The organism is Gilliamella sp. Pas-s25 (genome assembly GCF_009795885.1).
In the GTDB taxonomy this organism is placed as follows: domain Bacteria; phylum Pseudomonadota; class Gammaproteobacteria; order Enterobacterales; family Orbaceae; genus Gilliamella.
Genome location: NZ_WTEV01000002.1, coordinates 117,702 through 141,487, shown reverse-complemented (window position 1 = coordinate 141,487; position 23,786 = coordinate 117,702). Strand labels below are relative to the sequence as shown.

The window sequence follows — 23,786 nt, the reverse complement described above, 5'->3', positions numbered from 1 at the left end:
AGGGTCAAATAATGATAAATATTAATTTAGAACGCATGGAGTTTGAAAAAACAATGCGTAAAAAAGGGTGTCCTGATATTCATTTAAGAAAGGACCGAAAGGGCGGATATTTAAGAAAAAATATGGAATCAGCATTTCAAGGCTGGGTATTAAAAGCATCAACACAACAAAGCATAAAAGGATTAATAGCGAATGATAACTTTGGTTTTACCATTCCCTCCATCAATGAATACTTACTGGCGCAACTTGAATGGCAGAACGCTATTAAGTGTTAAAGGTCGAAAATATAAAACTGCGGTTATTGCTGCAGTATATGAGCAGTTAAAAAAGAAGCCTAAACCAATTACAGATAATGTTGCTGTCAAAGTTGAATTTTATCCGCCTAATAATATCAGGCGTGATATGGATAATTATTTTAAAGCTTTGTTTGATTCGCTCACAACAGCGGGCGTTTGGGTTGATGATAGTCAAATAAAAAGGATTGAATCTGAGTGGTGTGAGTCAATTAAAAATGGTAAATTATTAATCAATATTTTAAAATTGGAATAAAAAAATGAAAATTTATTTAGATTACAATGTGTTAATTTTTCTAAAAGATAAAAAATCATCCGAAATAAATTCGGAAGAATTAGAAAAGAAAATAGCCAACTACAAATTAAATGGACATTGTTTCTTTTTTAGTCCTGCTCATTTAGAAGAATTAGCCGTTTCTAAGAGACATAGTGATGTTGATGATGAAGTAATTATCAGGGACATAGGATATTTTACTTATTTTTTTGGGAAAAACTCAATAAGACCGAAAGATGATAGTGTTGTATTTAGAACTGAATACCCAGGTACGTGTTATAATAGAGCCATCAGCGATAGTTACTTAAATGATTGTGTTGAATCTTTTAGTAAAAAAAGGCTAAAAACTATAAAATCGATAAAAAAAAATAACTCACAAAAGATGCTTGATAAATCTGATTTCGATGTGTTGATCGATCACTTAAGAAATATAGAATCTGAAGCTTTTTCAGATATTATAGTTTACAAGGATGAAAATACACTGTCATTAATACGAAATAGTTTTAATTTCAGACAAAATGCAATCGAGGCTCTATTTCATCTTTGCGAACTGAAAAATATTTATCCAGAAAAAATGAAAAATTCTAGGTCAAGATTGTACGATATTGGCCATATTATTTATGCCTCTTATACGGATCTTTTCATAACTCATGATGAAAAACTTTTTCAAAAAGCAAAAATAATATATGATTTTTTAAATATAAAAACAGAAGTGCTTTATCTTAACGAGTTACTAAGTAACTAACGATCGAGACTAGTGAAGATATTTTTATATATTAAGTGGATTCATTAGTATATTGAAAGGATATGAAGTTAGTTCTATTTGAAAAGTTATATTCAGTTTGCTATCGTATCAATTGTCAGAGTGCAGACTGACATGTTGCGAAAAGGTGCTTAACAAGGCAGATGTTAAGCGTGTATTGAAAACAAGTGGAGTATTAAAATGTATAGCCAATCTTCTATGGTGGTAGGTAATGCCACATCAACAATGCCGTCAGGCAATCAATTTACCATGTCTAGCCGTGATCTATTAGAAATGATCAACAAGGTAAGGCTAGAAGAAAATGAGAACGCTGTCAGGGTTAACCAGTTTCATGAAAGAGTAGCTGATGAGCTGTCAGATTTTAACTACAAAACTTTTGTAGTAGAAAATTTAAACAATACAAAATCTACTTATTTTGAGCTAACACAAGATATGTGTATGTTAGTTGCAATGAGAGAATCAAAAAAGGTTAGACGAATTGTTCTTGAACAATTAAAAACCAAATTTTATCATCGTCAAATAGTAATACCTCAGACATTGCCAGATGCCTTGAGACTAGCTGCTGAACTTGCTGAAGAAAAATTGAAATTAGAATACAAAGTTCAACAAGATGCCCCCAAAGTCGCTTATGCAGATAAAGTATCGTTATCACAAAATGGAGAAAGCATCTCAAATTATGCAAAAAGCATAAAAGTAGGACCGATTAAATTATTTAATTACTTGAGAAAGAAAAAATATTTAAATTCTGAGGGACGAAGGCACAATACTCCAAGACAATCATATATAGATCAAGGTTATTTCACACTAAAAGAAAGTCATTATGAATCTAAGAATGGAGAAGTTAGAACGGCATACACAACACTAATAACAGGAAAAGGCCGTGTATGGCTGACTAACAAACTTATCAACGATGGTTTTATTTCTTAGGAGTATAAAATGATTAATAACACAAATAATTCATATATTGGTTGTACTGCAGAAAATCTTAATAAATTAATTCTTATTCATAATGTTACTTTATCTCCAGAGAGATTATTACAAAAAATTAAAAGACTAGGTATTGTTCGGGTTGAGTATGTCAAAGTTAATGGTAAAAATAAAAAATACTGGGTAATAAATGAAGAAGCAGAATGGTTTGGTTTAAACTTATCAACGGGTGATGGTGATGAAACCGTGCCATATTTCTGGGATGGTAGATTTCCGATAATTCTTGAAGGTGTGCGTCAGGTAATGAAAAAGGAACTGACTGACTATGTTAATAGTACTAGGATATTTCATTAACCAATGAAAGCATTACTTACTCCTTATTATCAACCCGAGCTTGGAATTATTATTTTAAAACCTGGTGCAGAGTTACTAAAAAAACTGTGCACAGGTAATCGTATTATTATTTCTCAAAGTGGTGAAGAGTACGCGGGTATTAAATCGGGTATTATTCAAGATGAGCAACCATTATTAAATAATAAATATATCGATCCATTTATATTACATGACACAGTAGTTAATAAACTAAAAAATCTATATAACTTTGATTATTTTTTAAATCAACGATATAAATGTCAGTTAGAAGATGGCGAGTATTGTCATCATGAATTAGTGAATGAAAAAGTTGGCAATTCAGCTATTCGTGTGTGCTGGCATCACAATAAAGATTTAGTTATTGATGATAATGTGAAAACGCTAGCAAAGCGCAACTTAAAAAAATTTCTAATCGAATGTGTTATAAACCAGTTAAAACATGACAGTAATCATCTGTTATCAATTCAAGAATTAGCGTGGTGGGCCGTAATCAACAAACTGCATGAACTCATACCCGAGAACATGGCCAGGTTATTACATAATAGGCCAATTGAAGAAATAAAATCTGTTTACAAAGAATCTGAATTAGTTGCTAGTGATGATCGTTCAAAACCTAGATTACAAAATGAAATAAATAACACACACCAACACCTACAAGCATTATTTAAACCAGTTAAGAAAATCGCAGTGAATCCTGAATCACCGGAATCATTCATGTTAAGGCCAAAATTAAAACGCTGGGAATGTGAAAAATATACTCAGTGGGTAAAAACTCAACTTTGTGTATGCTGTGGTAATCAAGCTGATGATCCACACCATATAATTGGTTATGGTCAAGGCAAGATGGGAGGAAAGGCTCATGATATCTTTACATTGCCACTCTGCAGAATTCATCACAACGAATTGCATAAGAACACCGAAGAGTGGGAACAAAAGCACGGTTCACAGATATTATTGTTAATTCAATTTTTGGATCGAGTTTTTGGTATGAAAGTAATCACGTAACAATAACTTTTTAAATTTTATTGATAAATAATTTTGGGCTTCTTTACGTCTAGATATCTAGATGGTAAAATGACATTATTGTGGAGTTTGAGCAATAAATAGAGTGCAGACTGTTTATTGTGTAAATCCTTTCTAATTTAAGAATGGAGATGTCGTTACATGCCAAAAACTTATCGAAAGTCACTTATATCTTTTGAATATCCTGTTCAAGATATGTCGCCAACAGCAATTCAACATAAAAGAATAAAGGACGCATTGAAATATAATCCTGATACAGGTGTTTTTACTAGTCGTTATAATTCGGGGCTATATATAAAAGGCTCGTTCAATGATAAAGGTTATTTAATTATTTGTGTTAATGGCCGTCGTTATCAAGCTCATAGATTAGCGTGGTTTTATATGACAGGTAAATGGGCAAGAAAAAATATTGAGCATATCAATGGCAACATCGCAGATAATCGGTTTGGCAATTTAAGAATAGAAGAAACACCACTGGATAATTCTCATAACTTAAGATTAAGTAAAAAAGTTAACGCTTCAGGAGCGAGATGTGTTCATTTTGCTAAATCTGATAAAAAATGGGTTGCAACAGTTCAACATCTGGGGCAGCCTTATTATCTAGGTCGATATAGTGAAAGATCTAAAGCAATAAAAGCAGTGAATCAATTTCTAAAGCGGTTTAGTAATGACTTTTTTTCCAAATCGACAAATAAACGAGTTTTTACAAATGATAAAATTAGAACCATATCTCAATTAAAACGAAAACTTCAATTAGGTAAAACAGAACCTCTAGATAAATACCAAACTATATTCATTGAAAGAATGATGTGTGGTTGGGGGGCATGGGCATACTCAGGAATAGATAAGCAAAATAACACAAATCCTATCGCTAGGATGATGGCATCAGTTGATGGCTATAGGACCATTCATCATTGTAAGGTCGTTGAAATTTTTGAAAAGTTATATAATAAAGGGTATTCAGGAGAAGATCTTGTAAAAAAAGCAACAGATATTTTGGCTTCATTACGACATGGAAGTTATGCTGAATGCACAAATGAAGAAGCAAGTTTTGTTGATAGAATGCTTATAAAAACTTTTGGTGTACAAAATCCATTAATTAGAATTGCTGTTTATTATTATGTTTATGGGTATAGCATGACTGCAATATCTCAATATATATTAAAAATAACTGATTATAATCTAACAGTTAAGCAATGTAGAGATCGTGTGCATTGGTGCTTATCTTTTATTAAAGAAAAACTTTACGCGTCTATTCAATATGAATTAAATCAAATAGATAAATAAAAAAATAAAAAAATATTGCAAAAAAAGTTATAAGGTAGTATATTTGTGATATATTCCACAGGAATTCTATAAATAACCTCAGCTTAACAAGTTGGGGTTTTTTATTGTCTAAAATATGGCGAGAGATATAAACGCTATTACTCCACATTAGCTCCACAGTGTTTATATCGCTGCAACTCGCCACCTTTCTTTATTTGGAACATGTTCGTTCATTATACTCACTTATTAAACATTTAAATTAAAAGGGTAAAAACATGCAAGAGCCAGCCACTACATCAGCATTTTTAGCGGTAATGTGCGCTATTGGTGTTGTGTCTGGATCTGACGCATATCCAGTAATAATTAGTTCATTTGCCGGTGCAACACTATATATGACATCTAGTCATAATATTAGTTTGAGTCGGCGGTGGTTGTATTTTATTTTGTCATTTTTTCTTGGTATCACGACATCTAACGCGGTTGGGAAAATTATAGCTGCATTGGTCCCATTTGTTCAGTTAACTGTTGATCAGTCATTAGGTGCATTGTTGTCATCCGCATTTATTGTAAAAGTGCTAGTGTATTTTTTAGAGAATAGAGATGTCGAAAAATCTATTTTTAGTTCAATTATAAAATGGCTCTCCAATAATAGTAGGAGGGATGATTAATGTATCTATTAGCTAGTTTATTTAACTTCGATATGAACTCTGTGCAACCACTTCTTAAATGGGTCGTGGTTTTGTTGAGTTTATCATCTGCAGGTGTGCTGTTTTGTTATAGACGAGGTAAGTCAAAGTTTAGATTCTTTCCGTCTCTGTTGGCTTATTCATTAATGCTTGCAATGATTTCCGATCCAATCCTGGTATTTATAGGTCAACCTAAAATAATTGATCTTACGGAAATATTAGGTAGAAGTTTTATTCTGGCTGTTTTATTGGCACACAACGGTAATGTTGTTGGCGCATTTAAAAATGCAACATGGCCAAGGATATTTAATTTTAGGAGGAAGAATGAAAATAAGCATTAATGGAAAATCTAAATTAAAGTCGTTTGAGGGATTACGGTTAATAGCATACCAATGCTCAGCGGGTGTTTGGACTATCGGTTGGGGTCATACTACGGGAGTAAAAGAGGGCGATAAAATAACAATCGGGCAAGCTGAAATTTTCCTAACGGGTGATTTAGTTCAGTTTGAAAATGCAGTGAATAAATTAGTTAAGGTACCGATCAATCAAAATCAATTTGATGCTCTAATTTTGTTGATTTTTAATATTGGCATTACTGCATTTACTGGTTCAACATTATTAAGAAAATTAAATGCAGGGGATTATTCAGGGGCATCTAATCAATTTTTGGTGTGGAACAAAATCAGGGTAAATGGCGTTAAAAAACCGAGCCTTGGTTTGACTCAACGTCGCCAAGCTGAAAAAGAGTTATTTGATAGAGCGTAATCATGAATAAAAAAATAGCAATAATGATCTTTGTTCTGATTGTGTTGTTAATTTCAAGCAATGGATTTTGGGTTTATAACTCTGAACGCTTAAAGGGCAAAATTGCAAAAATACAATTGATTTACGCTCAAGAAGATTTGAAGCGAGAGAAAGAGTATGTTGGTAAGTTGGAATATCAGCGCGAACTGACAAAAAGTTCAATCGAAACAGTTGTGCAAGAAACAAATCTTTATATGAACTTAAACGAGCAGTTACAGGGTGAATATGATGTATTACAGAAAGATATGGATGCATTACTTAAAAGTGACGAGTGTAGCAATCGTAATATTGCTGATGATGTCCGCCGCAGGTTGTTCTCAACAAACTAGAATTGAATATGTAACTCCAACTTACGTTCCATTATCGGATAACATTTCGAAACAAAATCCTGAACCTGTAATAACAGAGCAAAATCTTGTTAAGTGGAAAGATGCGCTTAAATTAATGAATGAATATAAAACATGGGGTGAAAAAGAGCGGAATCGTGCTAACTCATGTATAACTATTTACGAAAAAGTGATTGGTGAAAATAATGCAAACAGTAAAGATAAACACAAATAACAACACAATTATTAGCGAATGTGATTCAGTAGTGATAGCTAGACCTGGTCAGTTAATGTTTGATTCAACAATTGCCGAGGCCAAAAAAAAGGGGTATGAAAGACCAGAGCATATGATTTGTTATGGGAGAGCTACTGAAATTGAAAAAGGCGTTTATCGCGATGATAGTAAGGTTTTTGTTCTTCCTCGTTGCATTAATGATAATACGATGATCATAGGATTAGTTTGTTTATCAACAGATGATCAAAATGATAAAGAGGAACTTTCATATTTGTTTATTTATGAAGGTGAAAGCGTCTTTATAACAAACTCTAATGGTGTCGAGATTGAGGTGTTGAGGTGAGATGTAAAGCAAAAGGCTGTTGTGTTTGTGCGTATTCAGCAAGTGGTTATTGTGATAAACATTTATACATGATCAAGGTGAATAAAATAAAACGTCAAATGGATTGGTCTGTTTGTAATAAGAAGGGATGTAAGAACAAAACATCACAAGGAAAACGTTACTGTTCTCAACATAATTGGTTTGTCTAATTTGGAGTTAATATGCCAGCTCGCACACCAAAAGCGTGTAGAAAACAAGGTTGCCCAAGGGTTACAACTGATGCGTCAGGTTATTGTACAAGTCACAAACCAACGGAAAACAGTTGGGCTAGGTACCAAAAAGGTCGCTCTAGACATGAGCGAGGTTATGGATCATCTTGGGACAAGCTAAGAAAGCAAGTCTTGCAACGTGATAAATATATTTGTCAGTGTGATGAATGTAGGGGTTTAGGCTTAGTTAAAGAAGCTACTCATGTCGATCACATCATTGCAAAAGCACATGGCGGAACAGATGATCTAAGTAATCTGCGTGCAATTAATAAGCACTGTCATGACAAGAAAACAGCAAGAGAGCGGCTTAGGTAGGGGGGATCAAATCTCTGTAGCTTTTCTTCCTGAGTACCGCCCCCCTAGTCAAATTTTTACAACCGCGAAAAATGAACTTTAAATTGGAGATGTTATGGCTGGAGCAAGCGGACGGTCAGGACGTAAGCCAAAACCAGTCGCAATAAAAAAACTTACTAATAATCCTGGTAAACGAAAACTCAACAAATATGAGCCAACATTCACTCCGATTGTGGGCGTTAGCCCTCCAGAATGGTTCGTAGAAGCTGATTTACAACTCGCAATACTAATGTGGGAGCTAACAGCAAAAGAGCTGTGTGCCGAGGGACTATTGTGTGTAACCGATTTGAGTATTCTTGAGCGTTGGTGTGTCGCATATGAATTTTGGCGGAGGGCTGTAATTAATATTGCTCGGCAGGGTAATACCGTGATCGGTGCAACTGGTGGACCAGTAAAAAATCCTGAGTTAACTGCCAAAAAAGAACAAGAATCTGAAATGAACACAACTGGTGCATTGCTTGGTTTAGATCCTAGTAGCCGTCAAAGATTGATTGGTTTAGCGACTAAAGAAAAATCAAATAACCCATTTAGTAATTTATAGTTATGGCCAAAAAATCATATAAAAATGTTAATGCTGCAAATCAATATGCAAGAGATATTGTTAAAGGGAAAATTATTGCGTGTAAATATGTAATTGACGCATGCCAAAGACATTTAGATGATTTAGAACAAGAAAAAAATAAGTCGTTTAAATATAAATTTAATAAAGATCTTGCGGAAAAAGTATGTAGATTTATTCAATTATTGCCACACACGAAAGGCGAATGGGCATTTAAACGAATGCCGATCACATTAGAGCCGTGGCAATTATTTATATTTTGTTGTGTATTCGGATGGGTTCATAAAAAAACAAATTTACGTCGATTTCGTGAAGTGTACACTGAAATTCCCCGTAAAAACGGGAAGTCGGCAATTTCAGCAGGAGCGGGGTTATACTGCTTTACTGCGGATAATGAATTTGGTGCAGAAGTTTATTCTGGTGCCACAACTGAAAAACAAGCGTGGGAAGTTTTTCGCCCAGCTCGATTAATGTGCAAACGAACCCCTCTTCTTTGTGAAGCATTTGGTATAAACGTGAATGCGTCTAATCTTAGTCGAATTGCAGACGGTGCTCGCTTTGAACCATTGATCGGTAATCCTGGTGATGGTGCTTCTCCGAGTTGTGCAATTGTTGATGAATATCATGAACATGATACGGATTCACTTTACACAACAATGCTAACAGGTATGGGGGCACGTAAACAGCCGTTGATGTGGGCGATTACAACCGCAGGTTATAACATTGAAGGTCCTTGTTATGACAAGCGTCGAGAAGTGATTGATATGCTAAATGGAACGGTTCCGAATGATGAACTGTTTGGCATTATTTACACGATTGACGAAGGCGATGACTGGACAGATCCTGCCGCACTTGAAAAAGCAAATCCCAATATAGGTATTTCTGTTTATCGTGACTTTTTATTAAGCCAACAACAAAGAGCAATTAATAATGCAAGATTGGCCAATACGTTTAAGACTAAACATTTAAATGTGTGGGTTTCAGCAAAATCAGCATTTTTTAATATGATCAGTTGGGCAAGCTGCGAAGATAAAAGTTTATCGTTAGAGCAATTTGAGGGGCAATCAGTAATACGTGGATATGATTTGGCCAGAAAATTGGATATGAACAGTGGCGTTAGGCTATTTCACCGAATTCTTGATGGTAAACGCCATTATTATTGTATTTCTCCAAAGTTTTGGGTGCCCTATGATACTGTTTACGGTGCTGATGTCGAAGATAGAAAAACAGCAGAACGCTTTCAAAAATGGATTAATACTGGGCATCTAGATGTTACTGATGGTGCCGAAATTGATTATCGTGAAATATTACATGACGCTATTGAGTCCAACAAAGATAATCCAGTTACAGTTTCAGCGATAGATCCACATGGAGCTACAAACCTGTCACACCATTTAGCTGACGAGGGATTAAACCCAGTCACAATTATTCAAAACTTTACTAATTTAAGTGATCCAATGAAAGAATTGGAAGCGGCCATTCAATCGGGCAGATTTCATCACGACGGTAACCCTATTTTAACGTGGTGTATTAGTAACGTTGTTGGAAAAAACGCACCAGGTAATGATGATGTTGTGCGACCGATAAAAGAGCGGAATGAAAACAAAATTGATGGAGCGGTAGCATTAATAATGGCTATTGGTCGAATTATTTTATCTGAACAAGATGATGAAGATTCAATTTACGAAAAAACGGATGTCTTATGCTAAACATAATTATTTTTTTCATTGGTATTCTTGGAGTTGTTTTAGTCTCTTATGGAGCGTGGCTGATATTGCCCGCATGTGGTTTTATTACTGCAGGTTGTATTTTTATCCTGTGGTCATATTTTGCTTCAAAGGTGATTGCTAACTCACAACAAATTGAAAATAAAGAAGGTTAATAATGTTTACTCCCTCAATGTTCAAAGGGCATAAAATTCAACAGAGCGGAGCTTGGCGTTGGATTAGCTCTATTTCTGGAAAATCAAGCTCGGCAGGGGTAATGGTAAATCGTGAAACAGCATTTGCACAAAGCGCAGTTCAGGCGTGTGTTACTCTTTTAGCCGAGTCTGTAGCACAGTTGCCCTGTGAACTATATCGCCGTGGTAAAAATGGACAGCGAGAACGAGCAACAGATCACCCTTTATATGATTTAATTCATAACCAGCCAAATAAAAAAGACACTATTTTTGAATTCAATGAACAAAAACAGGGCTATCTGGGTGTTGATGGAAATAGTTATTCATTAATAGAGCGTGATGGACGCGGTTATGTAACAGAGTTAATCCCTGTAAATCCTAAAAAAATTCAAGTTTTAAAAGGTCCTGATGGATTACCTTATTACAACCTTTTAGATCACAATGAAATTGTACCTATGCATATGATACATCATGTTAAAGCATTTTCATTTGATGGCTTTGTGGGTGTTTCACCGCTACAAACTAATGCGGATGTTATCGGTTTAAGTATTGCCGTTGATCAGCATGCATCACAAGTGTTTGCCAACGGTACAACAATGAGCGGTGTAATTGAACGACCTAGTGATGTTAAACCAATTGAATCTCAAGAAAAAGTTGATGCTATTTTAAATAAATGGAGAGAAAAACACAGTGGTATCCGCAATGCATTCTCAGTTGCTTTGTTACAAGAGGGCATGACTTATAAGCAATTAGCTATGGACAACGAAAAGGCACAACTACTAGAAAGCCGCCAATATGGCGTGATTGAAGTCTGCCGATTATATAAAGTTCCGCCTCATATGATTCAATCGCTTGATAAAGCTACATTTAGCAATATTGAGCATCAAGGGTTACAGTTTGTTATTTATACTTTATTGCCGTGGTTAAAACGTCACGAGGCAGCAATGATGCGTGATTTATTATTACCGTCAGAACGTAAAGATTTATATATTGAATTTAACGTGTCGGGATTGCTTAGAGGCGATCAAAAGGCACGGTATGAATCGTATGCAATCGGGCGTCAATGGGGGTGGTTATCTGTCAATGATATCCGAAGAATGGAAAACCTAACCCCAATATCTGGCGGCGATACTTATTTAACACCATTGAATATGGTTGATACATCAATGTTAACAGGAATTAAAAAAGCAACGCCATCTCAAATAAAAGAAATAGAGACAATACTATGCCGAAATTAATTAATTATCCTCATCTAGCAAATCAAGTTTTTGGAGTTCCTCATTATGCAACACCGCAAACATTGAACGCAGTAAAAGCGGTTGTTGTTCCGCGGATGCTAAGTGGTTCATTGACATTATCAGATCTTGAATTGAATAAAATCAATTTAAGCACGAATGATGTTGAAGCAACTGCTGTGACAAGCACCGCTAGCCCTGTTAAAGTTATCCCTATCCACGGTTTGTTAACTACACGTCGGGGTTCAATCAATGCCGCCTGCACTGAGCTTGTTAGCTATGAGAAATTACATACTGATATCAATCAAGCACTAAATGATGCATCAATAAAGGAAATTGTGCTTGATATAAATTCTGGAGGTGGATCCGCAACAGGTTGTAAAGAGCTGGCTGATTTTATTTTTCAAGCAAGAGAAATAAAACCAATAACGGCTATTGTTAATTATTGCGCTTTTTCTGCTGCTTATTTCATTGCTTCGGCATGTTCTAAAATTATTATCAGTGAAACATCAGGAGTTGGATCAATTGGTGTAATTCTAGAACATATGGAAATGTCAAAGCTGGAAGAAAATGAAGGTGTTAAATTTACAACACTCTATCGAGGTGATTATAAAAATGCAGGTTCAATTCATGAGCCATTAAGCGATCATGCTCTGGAATTTCTTAACGCACAGCTTGACTGGATGTATAAATTATTTACTGAATCAGTTGCTAAATATAGAGGTGTTGATGTTCAAACGATTATCAATACACAAGCAAGATGTTATTTCGGTAATGAAGCAATAAGTGTCGGATTAGCTGATGAATTACAAACACCGCAAAACGCAATTAATTTAATTGCATCACAGTATCAACAACAAGCAAAAGCTCAAAATAACATTAAGATTCGTGCACAGGCAATTGATCACGCATCACGAATTTAATAATTTTTACTCTCATCAAGCGACTTCGGTCGCTTTTTTTATATCTAAACAAGGTGAAAACATGTCTAAAATTCTAGAATTACGAAGAAAACGTTCAGAAGTAAATGATAAAGTGCAAGCTTTAGCTAAAAAGTCAGAAGCGGGTTTAACGAGTGATGAATCTACTCAGTTCACACAACTTTGTAACGAATTTGATGAAGTTACAGCACAAATAGAACAACTTGAAAAAGCAGAAAAAATGCAAGCAGCTATTGCACAACCAGTCAGTGCAGTTAATGCTCCAGCAGTAGTTGTTAAGCAAGATCTTAAACAATATCCTGGTGCTGGGTTGGCTAGAATTGCCATGTCTATCGCTGCAGGTAAAGGTAATCTTCAAGATGCTGCAAAATTTGCCGAAACAGAAATCGGTGACAAAGGTGTTTCAATGGCAATTAGTACTACACAGGCATCGGGTGGTGCATTAATTCCGCAAAATTTATATAGCGAAGTTATTGAGCTTTTACGTGATCGCACTGTAGTTCGAAAACTGGGGGCGCGTTCAATTCCATTACCAAATGGTAATTTGAGTTTGCCTCGTATGTCTGGTGGTGCAACAGCGTCCTATGTTGGCGAAGGTAATGAAGCAAAAGCCACGGAGTCAACATTTGACGATGTTAAATTAGCGGCTAAAACAATGATTGCGCTAGTGCCGATGTCTAACCAATTAATTGGTCGAGCAGGTTTCAATGTTGAACAAATGGTATTAGCTGATGTGCTGTCAGCAATTGCAGTGCGTGAAGATAAAGCCTTTTTACGTGATGATGGTAGTAATAATACGCCAAAAGGGTTTAAAGCCACAGCTTTGGATAATTTACGTAATGTTGATTGGTCGGGGGCTGTGAATTTGAATGAAGTTGATAAATATTTAGACTCATTGATTTTAAAACTGATGGAGTCAAACAGCTTGATGATTGCATGTGGCTGGGCAATGTCGCCTCGAACATGGATGTATCTATATGGACTTCGTGATGGTAATGGCAATAAAGTTTATCCAGAAATGGCGCAGGGGATGCTGAAAGGCTATCCAATTGAGCATACAAATGCCATTCCATCGAATTTAGGTGCTAGCTCAAATGAAACCGAAATTTATTTTGCTGATTTCAATGATGTCGTAATTGGTGAAGATGGCAATATGACAATTGACTATTCACGAGAAGCAACATATATCGATGCAAACGGTAATCAGGTTTCTGCTTTTGCACGTAATCAGTCTTTAATTCGTGTTGTTACCGAACATGATATCGGATTCCGTCATCCAGAAGGGTTGTCATTCGGATCGAAAGTTACTTTCTAATTTAGGTGATTTTGTCTAATTAAAACATATCAATAATAAAGCCATCAATATCGATGGTTTTATTTTTAGGAGAATATTATGAGCAAAACTAAAACCTTAGTTGCTGATGCACAATTATCTGTATTATCGATAAACAAAGAGCAAATCTTAGCAAATGGGACAGATCAAGCTGTTATTACAATACAATTAAAGGACTCAGAAGGTAATGATATTAAAAATCTGTCTAGTGAATATAAAGTAGCGTTAATTTCTGAAAGTAAAAGTATTTTGTCTGCACTAACAAGCAATGACGACGGTACATATACATGCACAGTTTCAACAACTAATGTTGGTGCAGAAACATTTAGCTTTAGCGTGAATGATGTGGTTAATCAAAATTCAATTGAATTGAAATATATTGAAGAAAAAAGTCCAGATTTGCCGCCGTTACCGCCTGATGATAAAAAAACACAGCAACAGCAAAAATGTGCTAAAAACGATACTAAAGTTATTGTTGAATTCATTTGTCCTTTTAGTCGTTATTCACGTGGTGATATTGCGGGTTTTGAAGCTAGTTATGCAAAAGAATTAGTTGAAACACGGAATGTAGCCAAGCGTTATAAAAAATAATTGAGGCTTCAATATGATTGTTGACTTAGAAATAATGAAGCAACACCTATCTATAGATAATGACTTAACAATTCATGACAAATTAATTAAATCTTATATTCAAGCAGCCCATAAGCATATTGAAAATGAGCTAAATTCTAAAATAGTAACATCATCAGAACAAATATCTGAATGTGGCTCAAAAAAAGTAATCTATTTTGATGAATCTTTGCGTCAAGCTGTTTATTTAATTGTTACTCATTGGTTTGAAAATAGAGGCATTATTTCAGTTGGGAATAATGTTAATAAATTACCTATGGCTGTGGACGTTTTATTGTTTCCGTATCGAGAACACTTTATAGGCTAACCAAAATGATCCATTCAGGTGAATTAACAAAATACATATTGGTGCGAACACGGGAAGATATACCTGTTCACGCTTATGATTTGCAAAAAACTCATGTTAATAGATTCCATACTTTTGCGAAAATTGTTCATTCAAAATCATCAACGTATTTAAATTCTTCACAAATAGATAACACAATTACTCATTATGTGATTATTAGACGTCGAGATGACAAATGTTTAACAACGGACAATGAAATTGTTTTTAAAAATAAAATTTATAGGATCAAAAGAGTAAGAGAAATAGAGGAGTCTACCAGTTTTTTGCTAATTGAATGTGAGGAGATTGGCGCAGATGAATGATTACAACGTTCATGTTGATTTTAAAGTAACCGAAGTGGCTGAGCTGGATAGAAAAAAGGTGCGTAAAACATTCGTCAAAATCGGTCGAAAAATTCAAGCAACATCACGCGCATTAGTCAGTAAAAAACAGGTTTCAAAAAGTGGCGAATATCCGGGATATCGAAGTGGTAAGCTGAGTCGTTCAATCGGTTATAAAGTTCCAAGGCCAACATCATGGCGACCTGGACTCATGGTTATTGTGATGCCGAACGTTAAAGGAGGCAGTAACATGGAAAAGCTAATGGGTCCGTATTATCCAGCATTTTTATTTTATGGCGTTAGGCGTAATGCCAAACGAGGGAAAAGCCATAAAAAAGGAGCATCAGGTGGAACGCCTTGGCGCATTGTACCACGTAAAAACTTTATGATTGATGCGTTAAATAAAGAATCATCGTGGAGTAAATATACATTAGCCAAAGAACTCGTTAACGCTATGAAGCAGGTTAAACAATGAAATTATCAAATATTGTTCAGGCTTTACGACAATTAAGTCCAAGTTTTGAAGGTCGCGTAGGTGGTGCTGCTGAATTTTCAGCTATTAAAGATGCCGCATTTTTGAAATTACCTGCAGCTTACGTTGTACCGCTTGATGACAGAGTAGATGATAATAAATCACAAACTGATTATTGGCAGGATGTGACAGAGGGATTTGGGGTTATTGTTGTATTAAAACCGTTGGATGAACGGGGTCAACACGAAGCATACGACATTATCGAAAACATAAAAACCGAACTTTGGCGAGCATTGCTTGGTTATGAACCTTCGCCCGCGCATTATCCTATTCAATATGATGGTGGTGATTTACTTGATTTGGACCGAGGGAGAATTTTTTATCAATTTAATTTTAGCGCACTGCGGGAAGTTGGGTTTGAGGATACTCGACAATATTTCGATTTAAATCCAAAAGAAAATTATAACCCATTAAATATAGGCAAGTTCGACACATTGTCAGGGGCTTTAAAAGATACTGATTCATTAGTAACCGTTAATTTTGAACACAATAATATCTATGAGGGCAATAATGATAATTAAACCAGTGAGGGGCAAGCAGATATATGACCCCGATAACGGAGATTATTTACCAGTAGACGGACGTAATGTTGAGTTTAACCAATACTGGGCTAGACGACTAACAAATAATGATGTTGAAGAAGTCACAAACATCAAAGTAAAACAAGAAAAAAGGTAGCTAAAAATGACAATTAGTTTTAACAATATTCCTAACAATATAAAAGTCCCTCTATTTTATGCGGAAGTGGATTCATCTGCAGCGAATACAATCCAAGATAGTGGTGCTTCATTAATTATTGCTTATCCGCTAGCGGATAGTACCATTGAACGTAATAAGCTCATTATTATGTCGTCTGTAGATCAAGCAAAAAAACTCGCAGGCCGAGGCAGTCAATTATCTAGAATGGTTGAATCCTATCGCAATATCGATAATTTTGGCGAACTTTTTGTGATTGCAGTAGATGAACCCACTGCTGGCTCGAATGCATCTGGTACTATTCAAATATCGGGCACAGCAGAACAAACAGGCACATTAAGTCTCTATATCGGTAACAGTAAAATTCAATCGAGAGTAACCGTTTCTGATACTGCAGAAAGCATAGCAAACGGTTTACATAATGCGATTAATGCTCATCCTGATTTACCCGTTACCGCAACCGTGACGAATAGCACAATAACGCTAACAGCTAAACACAAAGGATTGAGTGGTAATGATATTCCTCTGTGCTTTAACTACTATGGCACAATCGGCGGAGAAGAAACCCCAGACGGTTTAAATATTGTTATCACTCAAATGCATGGTGGAACTGGCACTCCAGATTTAACGCCAGTTATTGCCGCTATGGGTGACAAACTACTTGATTTTATCGCATTCCCATTTAATGACTTATCATCTTTGGCAACATTTAATCATGAAATGGATGATACTACAGGGCGTTGGAGCTATGCGCGCCAATTGTATGGACATGCTTATACCGCTAAAAAAGGTGATTTATCCGAACTTATAGAGTTTGGCGATAAATTAAATTACCAACATATTACCGTTGCAGGTTATGAGAAAACCATTCAAACGGGGATTGATGAATTAATTGCGATGCGAACAGCGCGAAACGCTATTTTTATTCGTAATGATCCTGCTCGCCCAACGCAAACTGGATTATTAAATGGTGCATTGCCAGCATCTGATAGCAATCAGTTTACACTAACAGAGCAACAATCATTATTAAACCACGGCATTGCGACAGCATATGCTTCTAGCGGTAATTTATTAATTCAGCGAGATATCACCACATATCAACGTAACAGTTACGGTGTAGCCGATAATAGTTATTTAGATAGTGAAACACTTCATACACTCGCTTATGTATTACGTAAATTACGTAGTGTGATCACATCTAAATACCCGCGGCATAAATTGGCAAATGATGGCACTCGGTTTGGTGCTGGACAGGCAATTATTACACCAGCAGTAGCTAAGGCGGAAATCAACGCCACTTATCGTCAACTAGAATTATTAGGCTTAGTTGAAAATTTTGATGTATTCAAGAAGAACTTAATTGTTGAACGAAATGTGAACGACCCAAATCGATTGGATGTGTTATTCCCACCCGATCTCGTTAATCAACTACGCGTTTTTGCTGTGTTAGCACAGTTTAGATTGCAATATCAAGAGGAGAAAAACTAATGACACAACGACGTATCGCTGGAACAACTTATATTAAAGTTGATTCCAACCAACTATCATTAACGGGCGGTATTGAAGTCCCGATGAATACTAACGTTAAAGAAAGTATTTTGGGGTTAGATAATAGCGTTCACTACAAAGAAACATTCCGTGCTCCCTACATTAAAGGGACTTTTAAAGTACCAAGTGATTTTCCAATCGACAAATTAATGTCGAGTGACTCAATGACCGTTACCGCAGAATTAGCCAACGGTAAGGTTTACGTTTTATCTAATGCTTGGGTTGAAGGTGAAGTTAATCACAATGCCGAAGAAGGTACAGCAGAAATCGAATTTCACGGTGAAGAAGGGTTTTATCAATAATGAAAGAAATTAAATTATCACAGCCGATTATGGCACACGGCAATGAGCTGCATGTACTGGAATTAAAAGAACCAACAGTCAAAGATATCAAAAAATTAGGCTTCCCATTTGATAACCAAATGATTGGTGACCCTAAAAAAGTGGCCGATTACATTGTTGCGCTAGGTAACGTTACGCCAAGCTCCGTTGAGCAACTTACACCCTATGATTTTTTAATGATTACGAGTGAAATTATGATGTTCTTCGGCCCAAAGGAGAAGGTGGAGAATACAGCGGAGGAACAGGCGACAGCGGAATAATTACAATCGAATATCTTGTAAACCTTTGTTTTGACCTTGCCAAGTACTGGCAACTCTCCCCTTTTTATATCATAGAAGAACGTTCACTATCCGAAGTTTTTGAATTATGTGAACAAGCAAATCGCATAGAAAATAGCAAGGAATCATAAATGGCAGGCTTTAACTTAAAAGCAGTGGTGACATGTGTTGATAAGCTGTCACCTCAATTAAATACAATGAAAGGCAAACTTGAAAAGTTCCAAAAAAGCATGAACAAATCAGGTTTTGGCAAACTTGGTTTAAAAGATGCAGTAACTGGGCTAACTATCTCTGCGCCGTTTGTAAAAGGGGTGAAAGATGCAATGGGGTATGAAGAAAAAATGGCTGACATTAGGAAAGTCGTTGACTTTGATACGCCTGAGCAATTTAAACAAATGGGGCAAGATATTCGTGAAATGTCATTACGCTTACCAATGGCGGCTAAAGATATCGCCTCTATCGTTGCAGAGGGTGGTCAGGCAAATATCCCAAAGGATGATTTGCTACGATTTGCCGAAGATGCCGTAAAAATGGGTATTGCGTTTGATACCACAGCCGAAGAAGCAGGCAGTACAATGTCAACATGGCGAACTGCTTTAAAACTGACTCAAAGTGAAGTAGTTGAATTATCTGATAAGATTAACTTATTAGGTAATAGCCAGAATGCGAAAGCAAAGGAAATTTCAGATGTAGTTACACGAATGGGTACGCTTGCCGCACAATCAGGGGTTAGTGCTGATAAATTAGCGGCATTAAGTTCAACAATTATTGCAACGGGTACCAATACCGATCAAGCGGCTACAGGTATTAAAAACTTTATGCTGACGCTAACATCAGGTAAAGCAGCGACAGCGAAACAACAAAAGGCATTTCAACAACTTGGATTCACATCAACCCAAATAGCAAAAGGGATGCAAAAAGACGCACAAGGGACAATCATGTCTGTGTTAGAGTCATTAGGTAAGGTGTCGGCTGATAGACGTGCAGCGGCATTAACAGTGTTGTTTGGAAAAGAAAGTGTTGCTGCAATATCGCCATTACTCAACAATATGGAGTTATTAAAAAAGAACTTTGATCAGGTGGGTGACGCATCTCAGTATGCTGGGTCAATGCAGAATGAATATGAATCCCGTTCAAACACAACTGCAGGCAAATTACAATCATTTAACAATGCTCTTACCGATGTTAGCCTATCAATTGGTGATTCATTACTACCATCTTTCGCAGAATTATTAGTTGGACTAAAACCATTAGTGGTTTCATTCGGTCATTTCATCCAAGAAAACCCGGAGCTAGTGAAAATGGCGGCGATGGCGGTTGCGGGGTTAATTGGATTACGGATTGCGTGTGCTGGTGTGAACTTTATTGTAGGTTCATTATCAACGGGGATCACCATTTTCAATGGCATATTGAAAGGTGTTACTTTTGCCACAAAATTATTTTCATTTGCACAAATAGCCTTATCAAAAGCTTTTAAAATTGTGCGCATAGCGTCAATAGCTTTGAACGCTGTGATGGCCATGAATCCAATCGGGCTTATTATGGCGGGCATTGCTATCGCCGCAGTGTTAATCATTACATACTGGGATGATATAGTTAAGTTCTTTCAATGGTTGTGGGGGGTAATTAAACCTTATGTCATGCCTATTTTTGATGTCTTTATTGACGGATTTAAAGCTGGAGCGGCACTAATTGAAGAAGGTTGGAATGCTGTTATTAAGTTTTTTAGTGAGTTATGGGAGTTTATCCAGCCATACGTAATGCCCATTTTTGATGTCTTTATCGAACCTTTTAAAAATGCGGGTGAAGCTATACCCAAAGTGTGGGAAAGTGTTCAGAATTTCTTTAAAAACTTGTGGGATAACGTTAAGTCAGGCATCCAACCGCTACTAGATGCGTGGGACTATATTTTCGGTGATGATGAAAAGGAAGTAAAAGTTAAGATTGATACAGCAAATTTACCGAAAGAAATGGCGAAACCAATGGTCACCTATCCATATTATCAAGCACCACAAATGCCACTAAACAACTTTTCAAATAATAATGTAAATCGCAACAGTAAAGGCGAACTTGTTGTTAAGTTTGAGAATGCACCGAATGGCACAGTAGTAAAAGAGACAAAACAAGCATCTGGTTTTAACACTAAAGCTGATGTTGGCTGGAATCCATATGCTATAGGGGCAAACTGATGAACTTCATGAATTGGTTAAATAATTTATTGCCGGCCAGTTTTCGAGGTGTACCGTTTCAAGTTAGCGGTACATCATCAGAGTTTGGACGGCGCAATCAAACGCACGAATACCCTTTTAGAGATGTACCCTATACCGAAGATCTGGGACGTTCAGCACGTAAAAATAAAATTGACGCATTTGTTGTTGGTGACGATCACAAAGAACAAGCTGAAAAACTGGTAGAAGCAATTGAAGAAGAGGGAGCAGGAACATTAATACATCCTATTCTTGGCGAACTTAATGTTAATATTGTGGGTACAGCAACAGTCAGCAACTCCGTTGAAAACGGTCGAATGAGTGTTATTTCATTTTCATTTGTCGAAGCTGGTGAGTTATTATTCCCCGATTCCTCTGTTGCTACTGATGATGTAGTTGATGAAAATGCAGATAATGTAGATCAGGCTCTATTAGATGCGTTTGAAGATTTTGACTTAATCGATGCGCCCGATTTTGTACAGCACAGTATTCTTGATGACACCATGTCAATTTTAAATGACATCGCTGATGCTTATAATGCGATAACTCCATATGTTAATGATGCGGTTAAAATCCTAAATGGTGACCTGTCGCCAATTCTCGGTGCGGGTGGTTCATCCATTATTAATTCAATCAAAAATGTTTGGAAGAGTGCGACAAAATTTTCCAATTCTATAAATGGGTTGATAGCAAGGGTAAAGGTGTTTAACGGTATATCGTTTATAAAAAGCATTTTACCCGGTGCTATTTGGTCAACGGATAGCAAATCAACTAAAAAAAGAAAGAAAAATCAAAACTTAATTAATACTGCTATTCGAGTAACCGCTCTAACAGAAGCATCACGAATAATCGCATCACTACCGAAACAGGTTGAAGATAAAAGGAAGCAAGCTTTTGCTCCTGTGGCATTAGAATCAACAAAAGGTAAAAAAGAGCATTCTTTTGACCAAGATCATACGTTACCAACTCATCATTCAACGGCTAACATAACAAACACTCCCGTATCAACATCATCAACAATTGAAAAAAGTAATACAATTTCATTTGATGATTTACTGGATATCAAAGAATCCATTAATGAATCCTTTGATAAAGAATTGTCACGAACCGAGCATGATGGTTTATACATTGCGCTAGTAAAATTAAAGGCTGCGGTTAACCAAGATATCAATGCACGCTTAATCAAAATAGAAAAAACAATTGTCTATATTCCTAATGAAGTATTGCCCGATTTAGTTTTAGCTCACTATCTTTATAACAATGCTACACGTTGTGATGATATATCGATTCGCAACAATATTCTTCATCCTGGTTTTATTCCTGTAAAAGAGCTGCGAGTACCAAAACCATGAATCAAAATAAAGTTTTTTTGAAAGTTAACCGTAAGTACTTCGGGGGTTGGACTGATGTGAGTATTTCGGCCGGTATTGAACGGCTAGCCCGTGATTTTAATGTCACCATTACTCGACAATGGCCATCATCAGGCGAGGATTCAGAGACGAAAATTGATGTTAAAAATGGTGATTTAGTTGAAGTGTATATCGATGATGACGTGGTTTTAACAGGGTATGTTGAAGCGTTGCCGATTCGGTACGATGCAGGATCGCTATCAATGGGCATTGTCGGTAGAAGTAAAACGGCTGATTGTGTTGATTGTAGTGCGGTACCCAAACAATATAGCGGTAGTTCAACTATTAAAGTTATTCAAGATTTGGTTAAACCATTCAAACTGAATGTTATTAATCAAGGCAGTGATGCAGGTTCCGTTAGTATTCAAGCGGACCAAGGGGATACCGTTTTTGATGTCATTAGTAAAATAATGGGCATGCAACAAATAGTTGTATTCGATGATGAGCAAGGGCAAGTAATAATTGGTGACATTGGTTCAGATGAGGCAAAAACAGCATTGGTTTTAGGGGCTAATATTTTGTCTGCGGATACTGAAAAGAGTATCAAAGATCGGTATTCAGATTACTTTGTCTCAGGGCAAGGTGTTGGTGATGATGAAAACTTTGGTGAAGCAACACTAGCATCAGTTAGATCCACATCTAAAGATGAAGGGATCTTAAGATACCGCCCTCTAATCATTAAACAGTCTGGCGATTCGAATAACGGTACTTGCCAAGAACGCTGTGAAATGGAAAAAGTGCTGAGAGCAAGCAAAACCAGAGAAGTTACATACACGGTTCAAGGTTGGCGGCAAGGTGATGGAACGTTATGGAAACCGAATCAAATGGTTGTCGTTGATGATCCGCTACTGGGTTATGATAATGAAAAACTGGTTATTGCCGAAGTTAAATACAGCTTAAGCAGTCGTGGAACGTTATGTGAATTAAAAGTAGGACCCGTTGAAGCCTATTTGCCTGATAAGAAGAAAACCAAGAAGAAAAAAGGTAAGAAAGCCGATGGCGAGGTATTTTAATGCGTAAAGTTTTAAATAAAATAATGAACCTTGTATCTCGGGGCTATATCACATTCAGTAATAGCGCAAGCAAATGCCAGACGTTGCAAATCAAAATGTCGGGCGGTGAACAAAAAAGTGATGTCGAGCATATCGAGCCATACGGGTTCACATCAAGACCATTGGATGGTGCAGAAGCAGTGGCGCTATTCTTAGACGGCGATAAATCGCATGGTGTGATTCTTGCCGCAGGGGATCGTCGTTACCGTATTACGTCACTAAAGCAGGGTGAAGTTGCTATTTATACAGATGAAGGTGATTACATTATTTTTAATCGCAATAATGAAATCAATGTAAAAACAAAAAAATTTATTGTGAATGCTGATGATGCAATAGAGTTAAATACAAAAAACTTAATAGTTAACGCATCATCAGGAACACAGTTTAATACACCATTATTAAAATCGTCTGGGGAAATAGAAGATAAAACTAGCACTATTTCAAACATCAGAACTATTTATAATGGTCATACGCATAACGAAACAAACTCGGTCACACAAACTCCTAATCAATTATTAGAATAATTCTCACTTCATTACATAAAC

General features: G+C 36.3%; 33 protein-coding genes. All 33 read left to right on the top strand.

What is annotated here, in order from left to right:
- Nucleotides 1-11: 11 nt before the first annotated feature.
- Nucleotides 12-275 (top strand): hypothetical protein, encoded by a 264-nt coding sequence (locus GQ593_RS01695; protein WP_160430339.1) that lies wholly within the window; start codon nt 12-14, stop codon nt 273-275.
- Entirely contained in the window at nt 193-549 is a 357-nt protein-coding gene (locus GQ593_RS01690; protein ID WP_160430338.1) for a RusA family crossover junction endodeoxyribonuclease, read from the top strand. The genes GQ593_RS01695 and GQ593_RS01690 overlap by 83 nt, the downstream gene beginning before the upstream one ends.
- A gap of 4 nt (nt 550-553) precedes the next feature.
- Entirely contained in the window at nt 554-1,312 is a 759-nt protein-coding gene (locus tag GQ593_RS01685) for a hypothetical protein (RefSeq protein WP_160430337.1), read from the top strand.
- A 198-nt stretch (nt 1,313-1,510) separates the two neighbouring features.
- Nucleotides 1,511-2,257 carry a phage antirepressor KilAC domain-containing protein gene (locus tag GQ593_RS01680; protein WP_160430336.1) on the top strand — a complete coding sequence of 249 codons (747 nt, stop codon included), beginning with the start codon at nt 1,511-1,513 and terminating at the stop codon, nt 2,255-2,257.
- A 9-nt stretch (nt 2,258-2,266) separates the two neighbouring features.
- Nucleotides 2,267-2,611 (top strand): hypothetical protein, encoded by a 345-nt coding sequence (locus tag GQ593_RS01675; RefSeq protein ID WP_160406165.1) that lies wholly within the window; start codon nt 2,267-2,269, stop codon nt 2,609-2,611.
- Nucleotides 2,612-2,614: 3 nt separating this feature from the next.
- The gene (locus GQ593_RS01670; RefSeq protein ID WP_160430335.1) at nt 2,615-3,634 is read left to right on the top strand and encodes a DUF968 domain-containing protein; all 1,020 of its coding nucleotides are present in this window, start codon (nt 2,615-2,617) and stop codon (nt 3,632-3,634) included.
- A 159-nt stretch (nt 3,635-3,793) separates the two neighbouring features.
- A complete protein-coding gene (locus GQ593_RS01665) occupies nt 3,794-4,939 on the top strand; it encodes a DUF1133 family protein (protein WP_160430334.1) in 1,146 nt (381 codons plus the stop codon).
- Between the two features lie 254 nt (nt 4,940-5,193).
- Nucleotides 5,194-5,586 carry a putative holin gene (locus tag GQ593_RS01660; RefSeq protein ID WP_160430333.1) on the top strand — a complete coding sequence of 131 codons (393 nt, stop codon included), beginning with the start codon at nt 5,194-5,196 and terminating at the stop codon, nt 5,584-5,586.
- Nucleotides 5,586-5,945 carry a phage holin family protein gene (locus GQ593_RS01655; RefSeq protein WP_160430332.1) on the top strand — a complete coding sequence of 120 codons (360 nt, stop codon included), beginning with the start codon at nt 5,586-5,588 and terminating at the stop codon, nt 5,943-5,945. The genes GQ593_RS01660 and GQ593_RS01655 overlap by 1 nt, the downstream gene beginning before the upstream one ends.
- Nucleotides 5,929-6,369, top strand: coding sequence for a lysozyme (locus GQ593_RS01650; protein ID WP_160430331.1), 441 nt, complete (start codon nt 5,929-5,931; stop codon nt 6,367-6,369). Before GQ593_RS01655 ends, GQ593_RS01650 begins: the two co-directional genes overlap by 17 nt.
- Nucleotides 6,370-6,371: 2 nt before the next feature.
- Nucleotides 6,372-6,737 (top strand): hypothetical protein, encoded by a 366-nt coding sequence (locus GQ593_RS01645; protein ID WP_160430330.1) that lies wholly within the window; start codon nt 6,372-6,374, stop codon nt 6,735-6,737.
- Nucleotides 6,703-6,969, top strand: coding sequence for a hypothetical protein (locus GQ593_RS01640; protein WP_160430329.1), 267 nt, complete (start codon nt 6,703-6,705; stop codon nt 6,967-6,969). Before GQ593_RS01645 ends, GQ593_RS01640 begins: the two co-directional genes overlap by 35 nt.
- Nucleotides 6,941-7,312: a hypothetical protein gene (locus GQ593_RS01635; RefSeq protein ID WP_160430328.1), complete on the top strand. Its 372-nt coding sequence runs from the start codon at nt 6,941-6,943 to the stop codon at nt 7,310-7,312. The genes GQ593_RS01640 and GQ593_RS01635 overlap by 29 nt, the downstream gene beginning before the upstream one ends.
- Before the next feature lie 200 nt (nt 7,313-7,512).
- On the top strand, nt 7,513-7,875 hold the full coding sequence (locus tag GQ593_RS01630; RefSeq protein ID WP_160430327.1) for an HNH endonuclease: 363 nt from the start codon (nt 7,513-7,515) through the stop codon (nt 7,873-7,875).
- 94 nt (nt 7,876-7,969) lie between these two features.
- Nucleotides 7,970-8,455, top strand: a complete 486-nt coding sequence (locus GQ593_RS01625) for a phage terminase small subunit P27 family (protein WP_160430326.1) — start codon at nt 7,970-7,972, stop codon at nt 8,453-8,455.
- Between the two features lie 2 nt (nt 8,456-8,457).
- A complete protein-coding gene (locus GQ593_RS01620; protein WP_160430325.1) occupies nt 8,458-10,182 on the top strand; it encodes a terminase large subunit in 1,725 nt (574 codons plus the stop codon).
- The gene (locus tag GQ593_RS01615; protein ID WP_160430324.1) at nt 10,176-10,355 is read left to right on the top strand and encodes a hypothetical protein; all 180 of its coding nucleotides are present in this window, start codon (nt 10,176-10,178) and stop codon (nt 10,353-10,355) included. The genes GQ593_RS01620 and GQ593_RS01615 overlap by 7 nt, the downstream gene beginning before the upstream one ends.
- A gap of 2 nt (nt 10,356-10,357) precedes the next feature.
- The gene (locus GQ593_RS01610; RefSeq protein ID WP_160430323.1) at nt 10,358-11,611 is read left to right on the top strand and encodes a phage portal protein; all 1,254 of its coding nucleotides are present in this window, start codon (nt 10,358-10,360) and stop codon (nt 11,609-11,611) included.
- Nucleotides 11,599-12,531, top strand: a complete 933-nt coding sequence (locus tag GQ593_RS01605; protein ID WP_160430322.1) for a S49 family peptidase — start codon at nt 11,599-11,601, stop codon at nt 12,529-12,531. The genes GQ593_RS01610 and GQ593_RS01605 overlap by 13 nt, the downstream gene beginning before the upstream one ends.
- 61 nt (nt 12,532-12,592) lie before the next feature.
- Complete coding sequence (locus GQ593_RS01600; RefSeq protein WP_160430321.1) at nt 12,593-13,864, top strand: phage major capsid protein; 1,272 nt, start codon at nt 12,593-12,595, stop codon at nt 13,862-13,864.
- 78 nt (nt 13,865-13,942) lie between these two features.
- Nucleotides 13,943-14,473 (top strand): Ig-like domain-containing protein, encoded by a 531-nt coding sequence (locus GQ593_RS01595; protein ID WP_160430320.1) that lies wholly within the window; start codon nt 13,943-13,945, stop codon nt 14,471-14,473.
- Nucleotides 14,474-14,486: 13 nt separating this feature from the next.
- Nucleotides 14,487-14,819: a head-tail connector protein gene (locus GQ593_RS01590; protein ID WP_160430319.1), complete on the top strand. Its 333-nt coding sequence runs from the start codon at nt 14,487-14,489 to the stop codon at nt 14,817-14,819.
- A gap of 5 nt (nt 14,820-14,824) precedes the next feature.
- Complete coding sequence (locus tag GQ593_RS01585) at nt 14,825-15,160, top strand: head-tail adaptor protein (protein ID WP_086365949.1); 336 nt, start codon at nt 14,825-14,827, stop codon at nt 15,158-15,160.
- Nucleotides 15,153-15,653, top strand: a complete 501-nt coding sequence (locus tag GQ593_RS01580; protein ID WP_160430318.1) for a hypothetical protein — start codon at nt 15,153-15,155, stop codon at nt 15,651-15,653. The genes GQ593_RS01585 and GQ593_RS01580 overlap by 8 nt, the downstream gene beginning before the upstream one ends.
- Nucleotides 15,650-16,231, top strand: a complete 582-nt coding sequence (locus GQ593_RS01575) for a phage tail terminator protein (RefSeq protein WP_160430317.1) — start codon at nt 15,650-15,652, stop codon at nt 16,229-16,231. The genes GQ593_RS01580 and GQ593_RS01575 overlap by 4 nt, the downstream gene beginning before the upstream one ends.
- Nucleotides 16,221-16,388, top strand: a complete 168-nt coding sequence (locus GQ593_RS01570; RefSeq protein ID WP_160430316.1) for a DUF2635 domain-containing protein — start codon at nt 16,221-16,223, stop codon at nt 16,386-16,388. The genes GQ593_RS01575 and GQ593_RS01570 overlap by 11 nt, the downstream gene beginning before the upstream one ends.
- 6 nt (nt 16,389-16,394) lie before the next feature.
- Nucleotides 16,395-17,894, top strand: coding sequence for a phage tail sheath subtilisin-like domain-containing protein (locus tag GQ593_RS01565; RefSeq protein ID WP_160430315.1), 1,500 nt, complete (start codon nt 16,395-16,397; stop codon nt 17,892-17,894).
- Nucleotides 17,894-18,256: a phage tail tube protein gene (locus GQ593_RS01560; RefSeq protein ID WP_160430314.1), complete on the top strand. Its 363-nt coding sequence runs from the start codon at nt 17,894-17,896 to the stop codon at nt 18,254-18,256. The genes GQ593_RS01565 and GQ593_RS01560 overlap by 1 nt, the downstream gene beginning before the upstream one ends.
- A complete protein-coding gene (locus GQ593_RS01555) occupies nt 18,256-18,555 on the top strand; it encodes a phage tail assembly protein (RefSeq protein WP_160430313.1) in 300 nt (99 codons plus the stop codon). Before GQ593_RS01560 ends, GQ593_RS01555 begins: the two co-directional genes overlap by 1 nt.
- 149 nt (nt 18,556-18,704) lie before the next feature.
- Nucleotides 18,705-20,762, top strand: a complete 2,058-nt coding sequence (locus GQ593_RS01550) for a phage tail tape measure protein (protein WP_160430312.1) — start codon at nt 18,705-18,707, stop codon at nt 20,760-20,762.
- Nucleotides 20,762-22,132 (top strand): DNA circularization protein, encoded by a 1,371-nt coding sequence (locus tag GQ593_RS01545; RefSeq protein ID WP_160430311.1) that lies wholly within the window; start codon nt 20,762-20,764, stop codon nt 22,130-22,132. The genes GQ593_RS01550 and GQ593_RS01545 overlap by 1 nt, the downstream gene beginning before the upstream one ends.
- Nucleotides 22,129-23,202: a phage baseplate assembly protein gene (locus GQ593_RS01540; RefSeq protein WP_160430310.1), complete on the top strand. Its 1,074-nt coding sequence runs from the start codon at nt 22,129-22,131 to the stop codon at nt 23,200-23,202. The genes GQ593_RS01545 and GQ593_RS01540 overlap by 4 nt, the downstream gene beginning before the upstream one ends.
- Nucleotides 23,202-23,765: a phage baseplate assembly protein V gene (locus GQ593_RS01535; protein ID WP_202115331.1), complete on the top strand. Its 564-nt coding sequence runs from the start codon at nt 23,202-23,204 to the stop codon at nt 23,763-23,765. Before GQ593_RS01540 ends, GQ593_RS01535 begins: the two co-directional genes overlap by 1 nt.
- Nucleotides 23,766-23,786 lie beyond the last annotated feature (21 nt).

What these genes read in the sequence shown, in the direction of transcription:
- GQ593_RS01615 (WP_160430324.1), top strand. Translation starts at nt 10,176, where the DNA reads ATGCTAAACATAATTATTTTTTTCATTGGTATTCTTGGAGTTGTTTTA.
- GQ593_RS01580 (WP_160430318.1), top strand. Translation starts at nt 15,153, where the DNA reads ATGAATGATTACAACGTTCATGTTGATTTTAAAGTAACCGAAGTGGCT.
- GQ593_RS01690 (WP_160430338.1), top strand. Translation starts at nt 193, where the DNA reads ATGATAACTTTGGTTTTACCATTCCCTCCATCAATGAATACTTACTGG.
- GQ593_RS01625 (WP_160430326.1), top strand. Translation starts at nt 7,970, where the DNA reads ATGGCTGGAGCAAGCGGACGGTCAGGACGTAAGCCAAAACCAGTCGCA.
- GQ593_RS01650 (WP_160430331.1), top strand. Translation starts at nt 5,929, where the DNA reads ATGAAAATAAGCATTAATGGAAAATCTAAATTAAAGTCGTTTGAGGGA.
- GQ593_RS01560 (WP_160430314.1), top strand. Translation starts at nt 17,894, where the DNA reads ATGACACAACGACGTATCGCTGGAACAACTTATATTAAAGTTGATTCC.
- GQ593_RS01695 (WP_160430339.1), top strand. Translation starts at nt 12, where the DNA reads ATGATAAATATTAATTTAGAACGCATGGAGTTTGAAAAAACAATGCGT.
- GQ593_RS01640 (WP_160430329.1), top strand. Translation starts at nt 6,703, where the DNA reads ATGATGTCCGCCGCAGGTTGTTCTCAACAAACTAGAATTGAATATGTA.
- GQ593_RS01665 (WP_160430334.1), top strand. Translation starts at nt 3,794, where the DNA reads ATGCCAAAAACTTATCGAAAGTCACTTATATCTTTTGAATATCCTGTT.
- GQ593_RS01585 (WP_086365949.1), top strand. Translation starts at nt 14,825, where the DNA reads ATGATCCATTCAGGTGAATTAACAAAATACATATTGGTGCGAACACGG.
- GQ593_RS01600 (WP_160430321.1), top strand. Translation starts at nt 12,593, where the DNA reads ATGTCTAAAATTCTAGAATTACGAAGAAAACGTTCAGAAGTAAATGAT.
- GQ593_RS01610 (WP_160430323.1), top strand. Translation starts at nt 10,358, where the DNA reads ATGTTTACTCCCTCAATGTTCAAAGGGCATAAAATTCAACAGAGCGGA.
- GQ593_RS01535 (WP_202115331.1), top strand. Translation starts at nt 23,202, where the DNA reads ATGCGTAAAGTTTTAAATAAAATAATGAACCTTGTATCTCGGGGCTAT.
- GQ593_RS01605 (WP_160430322.1), top strand. Translation starts at nt 11,599, where the DNA reads ATGCCGAAATTAATTAATTATCCTCATCTAGCAAATCAAGTTTTTGGA.
- GQ593_RS01655 (WP_160430332.1), top strand. Translation starts at nt 5,586, where the DNA reads ATGTATCTATTAGCTAGTTTATTTAACTTCGATATGAACTCTGTGCAA.
- GQ593_RS01680 (WP_160430336.1), top strand. Translation starts at nt 1,511, where the DNA reads ATGTATAGCCAATCTTCTATGGTGGTAGGTAATGCCACATCAACAATG.
- GQ593_RS01565 (WP_160430315.1), top strand. Translation starts at nt 16,395, where the DNA reads ATGACAATTAGTTTTAACAATATTCCTAACAATATAAAAGTCCCTCTA.
- GQ593_RS01550 (WP_160430312.1), top strand. Translation starts at nt 18,705, where the DNA reads ATGGCAGGCTTTAACTTAAAAGCAGTGGTGACATGTGTTGATAAGCTG.
- GQ593_RS01645 (WP_160430330.1), top strand. Translation starts at nt 6,372, where the DNA reads ATGAATAAAAAAATAGCAATAATGATCTTTGTTCTGATTGTGTTGTTA.
- GQ593_RS01675 (WP_160406165.1), top strand. Translation starts at nt 2,267, where the DNA reads ATGATTAATAACACAAATAATTCATATATTGGTTGTACTGCAGAAAAT.
- GQ593_RS01620 (WP_160430325.1), top strand. Translation starts at nt 8,458, where the DNA reads ATGGCCAAAAAATCATATAAAAATGTTAATGCTGCAAATCAATATGCA.
- GQ593_RS01595 (WP_160430320.1), top strand. Translation starts at nt 13,943, where the DNA reads ATGAGCAAAACTAAAACCTTAGTTGCTGATGCACAATTATCTGTATTA.
- GQ593_RS01540 (WP_160430310.1), top strand. Translation starts at nt 22,129, where the DNA reads ATGAATCAAAATAAAGTTTTTTTGAAAGTTAACCGTAAGTACTTCGGG.
- GQ593_RS01570 (WP_160430316.1), top strand. Translation starts at nt 16,221, where the DNA reads ATGATAATTAAACCAGTGAGGGGCAAGCAGATATATGACCCCGATAAC.
- GQ593_RS01660 (WP_160430333.1), top strand. Translation starts at nt 5,194, where the DNA reads ATGCAAGAGCCAGCCACTACATCAGCATTTTTAGCGGTAATGTGCGCT.
- GQ593_RS01575 (WP_160430317.1), top strand. Translation starts at nt 15,650, where the DNA reads ATGAAATTATCAAATATTGTTCAGGCTTTACGACAATTAAGTCCAAGT.
- GQ593_RS01685 (WP_160430337.1), top strand. Translation starts at nt 554, where the DNA reads ATGAAAATTTATTTAGATTACAATGTGTTAATTTTTCTAAAAGATAAA.
- GQ593_RS01590 (WP_160430319.1), top strand. Translation starts at nt 14,487, where the DNA reads ATGATTGTTGACTTAGAAATAATGAAGCAACACCTATCTATAGATAAT.
- GQ593_RS01630 (WP_160430327.1), top strand. Translation starts at nt 7,513, where the DNA reads ATGCCAGCTCGCACACCAAAAGCGTGTAGAAAACAAGGTTGCCCAAGG.
- GQ593_RS01635 (WP_160430328.1), top strand. Translation starts at nt 6,941, where the DNA reads ATGCAAACAGTAAAGATAAACACAAATAACAACACAATTATTAGCGAA.
- GQ593_RS01670 (WP_160430335.1), top strand. Translation starts at nt 2,615, where the DNA reads ATGAAAGCATTACTTACTCCTTATTATCAACCCGAGCTTGGAATTATT.
- GQ593_RS01555 (WP_160430313.1), top strand. Translation starts at nt 18,256, where the DNA reads ATGAAAGAAATTAAATTATCACAGCCGATTATGGCACACGGCAATGAG.
- GQ593_RS01545 (WP_160430311.1), top strand. Translation starts at nt 20,762, where the DNA reads ATGAACTTCATGAATTGGTTAAATAATTTATTGCCGGCCAGTTTTCGA.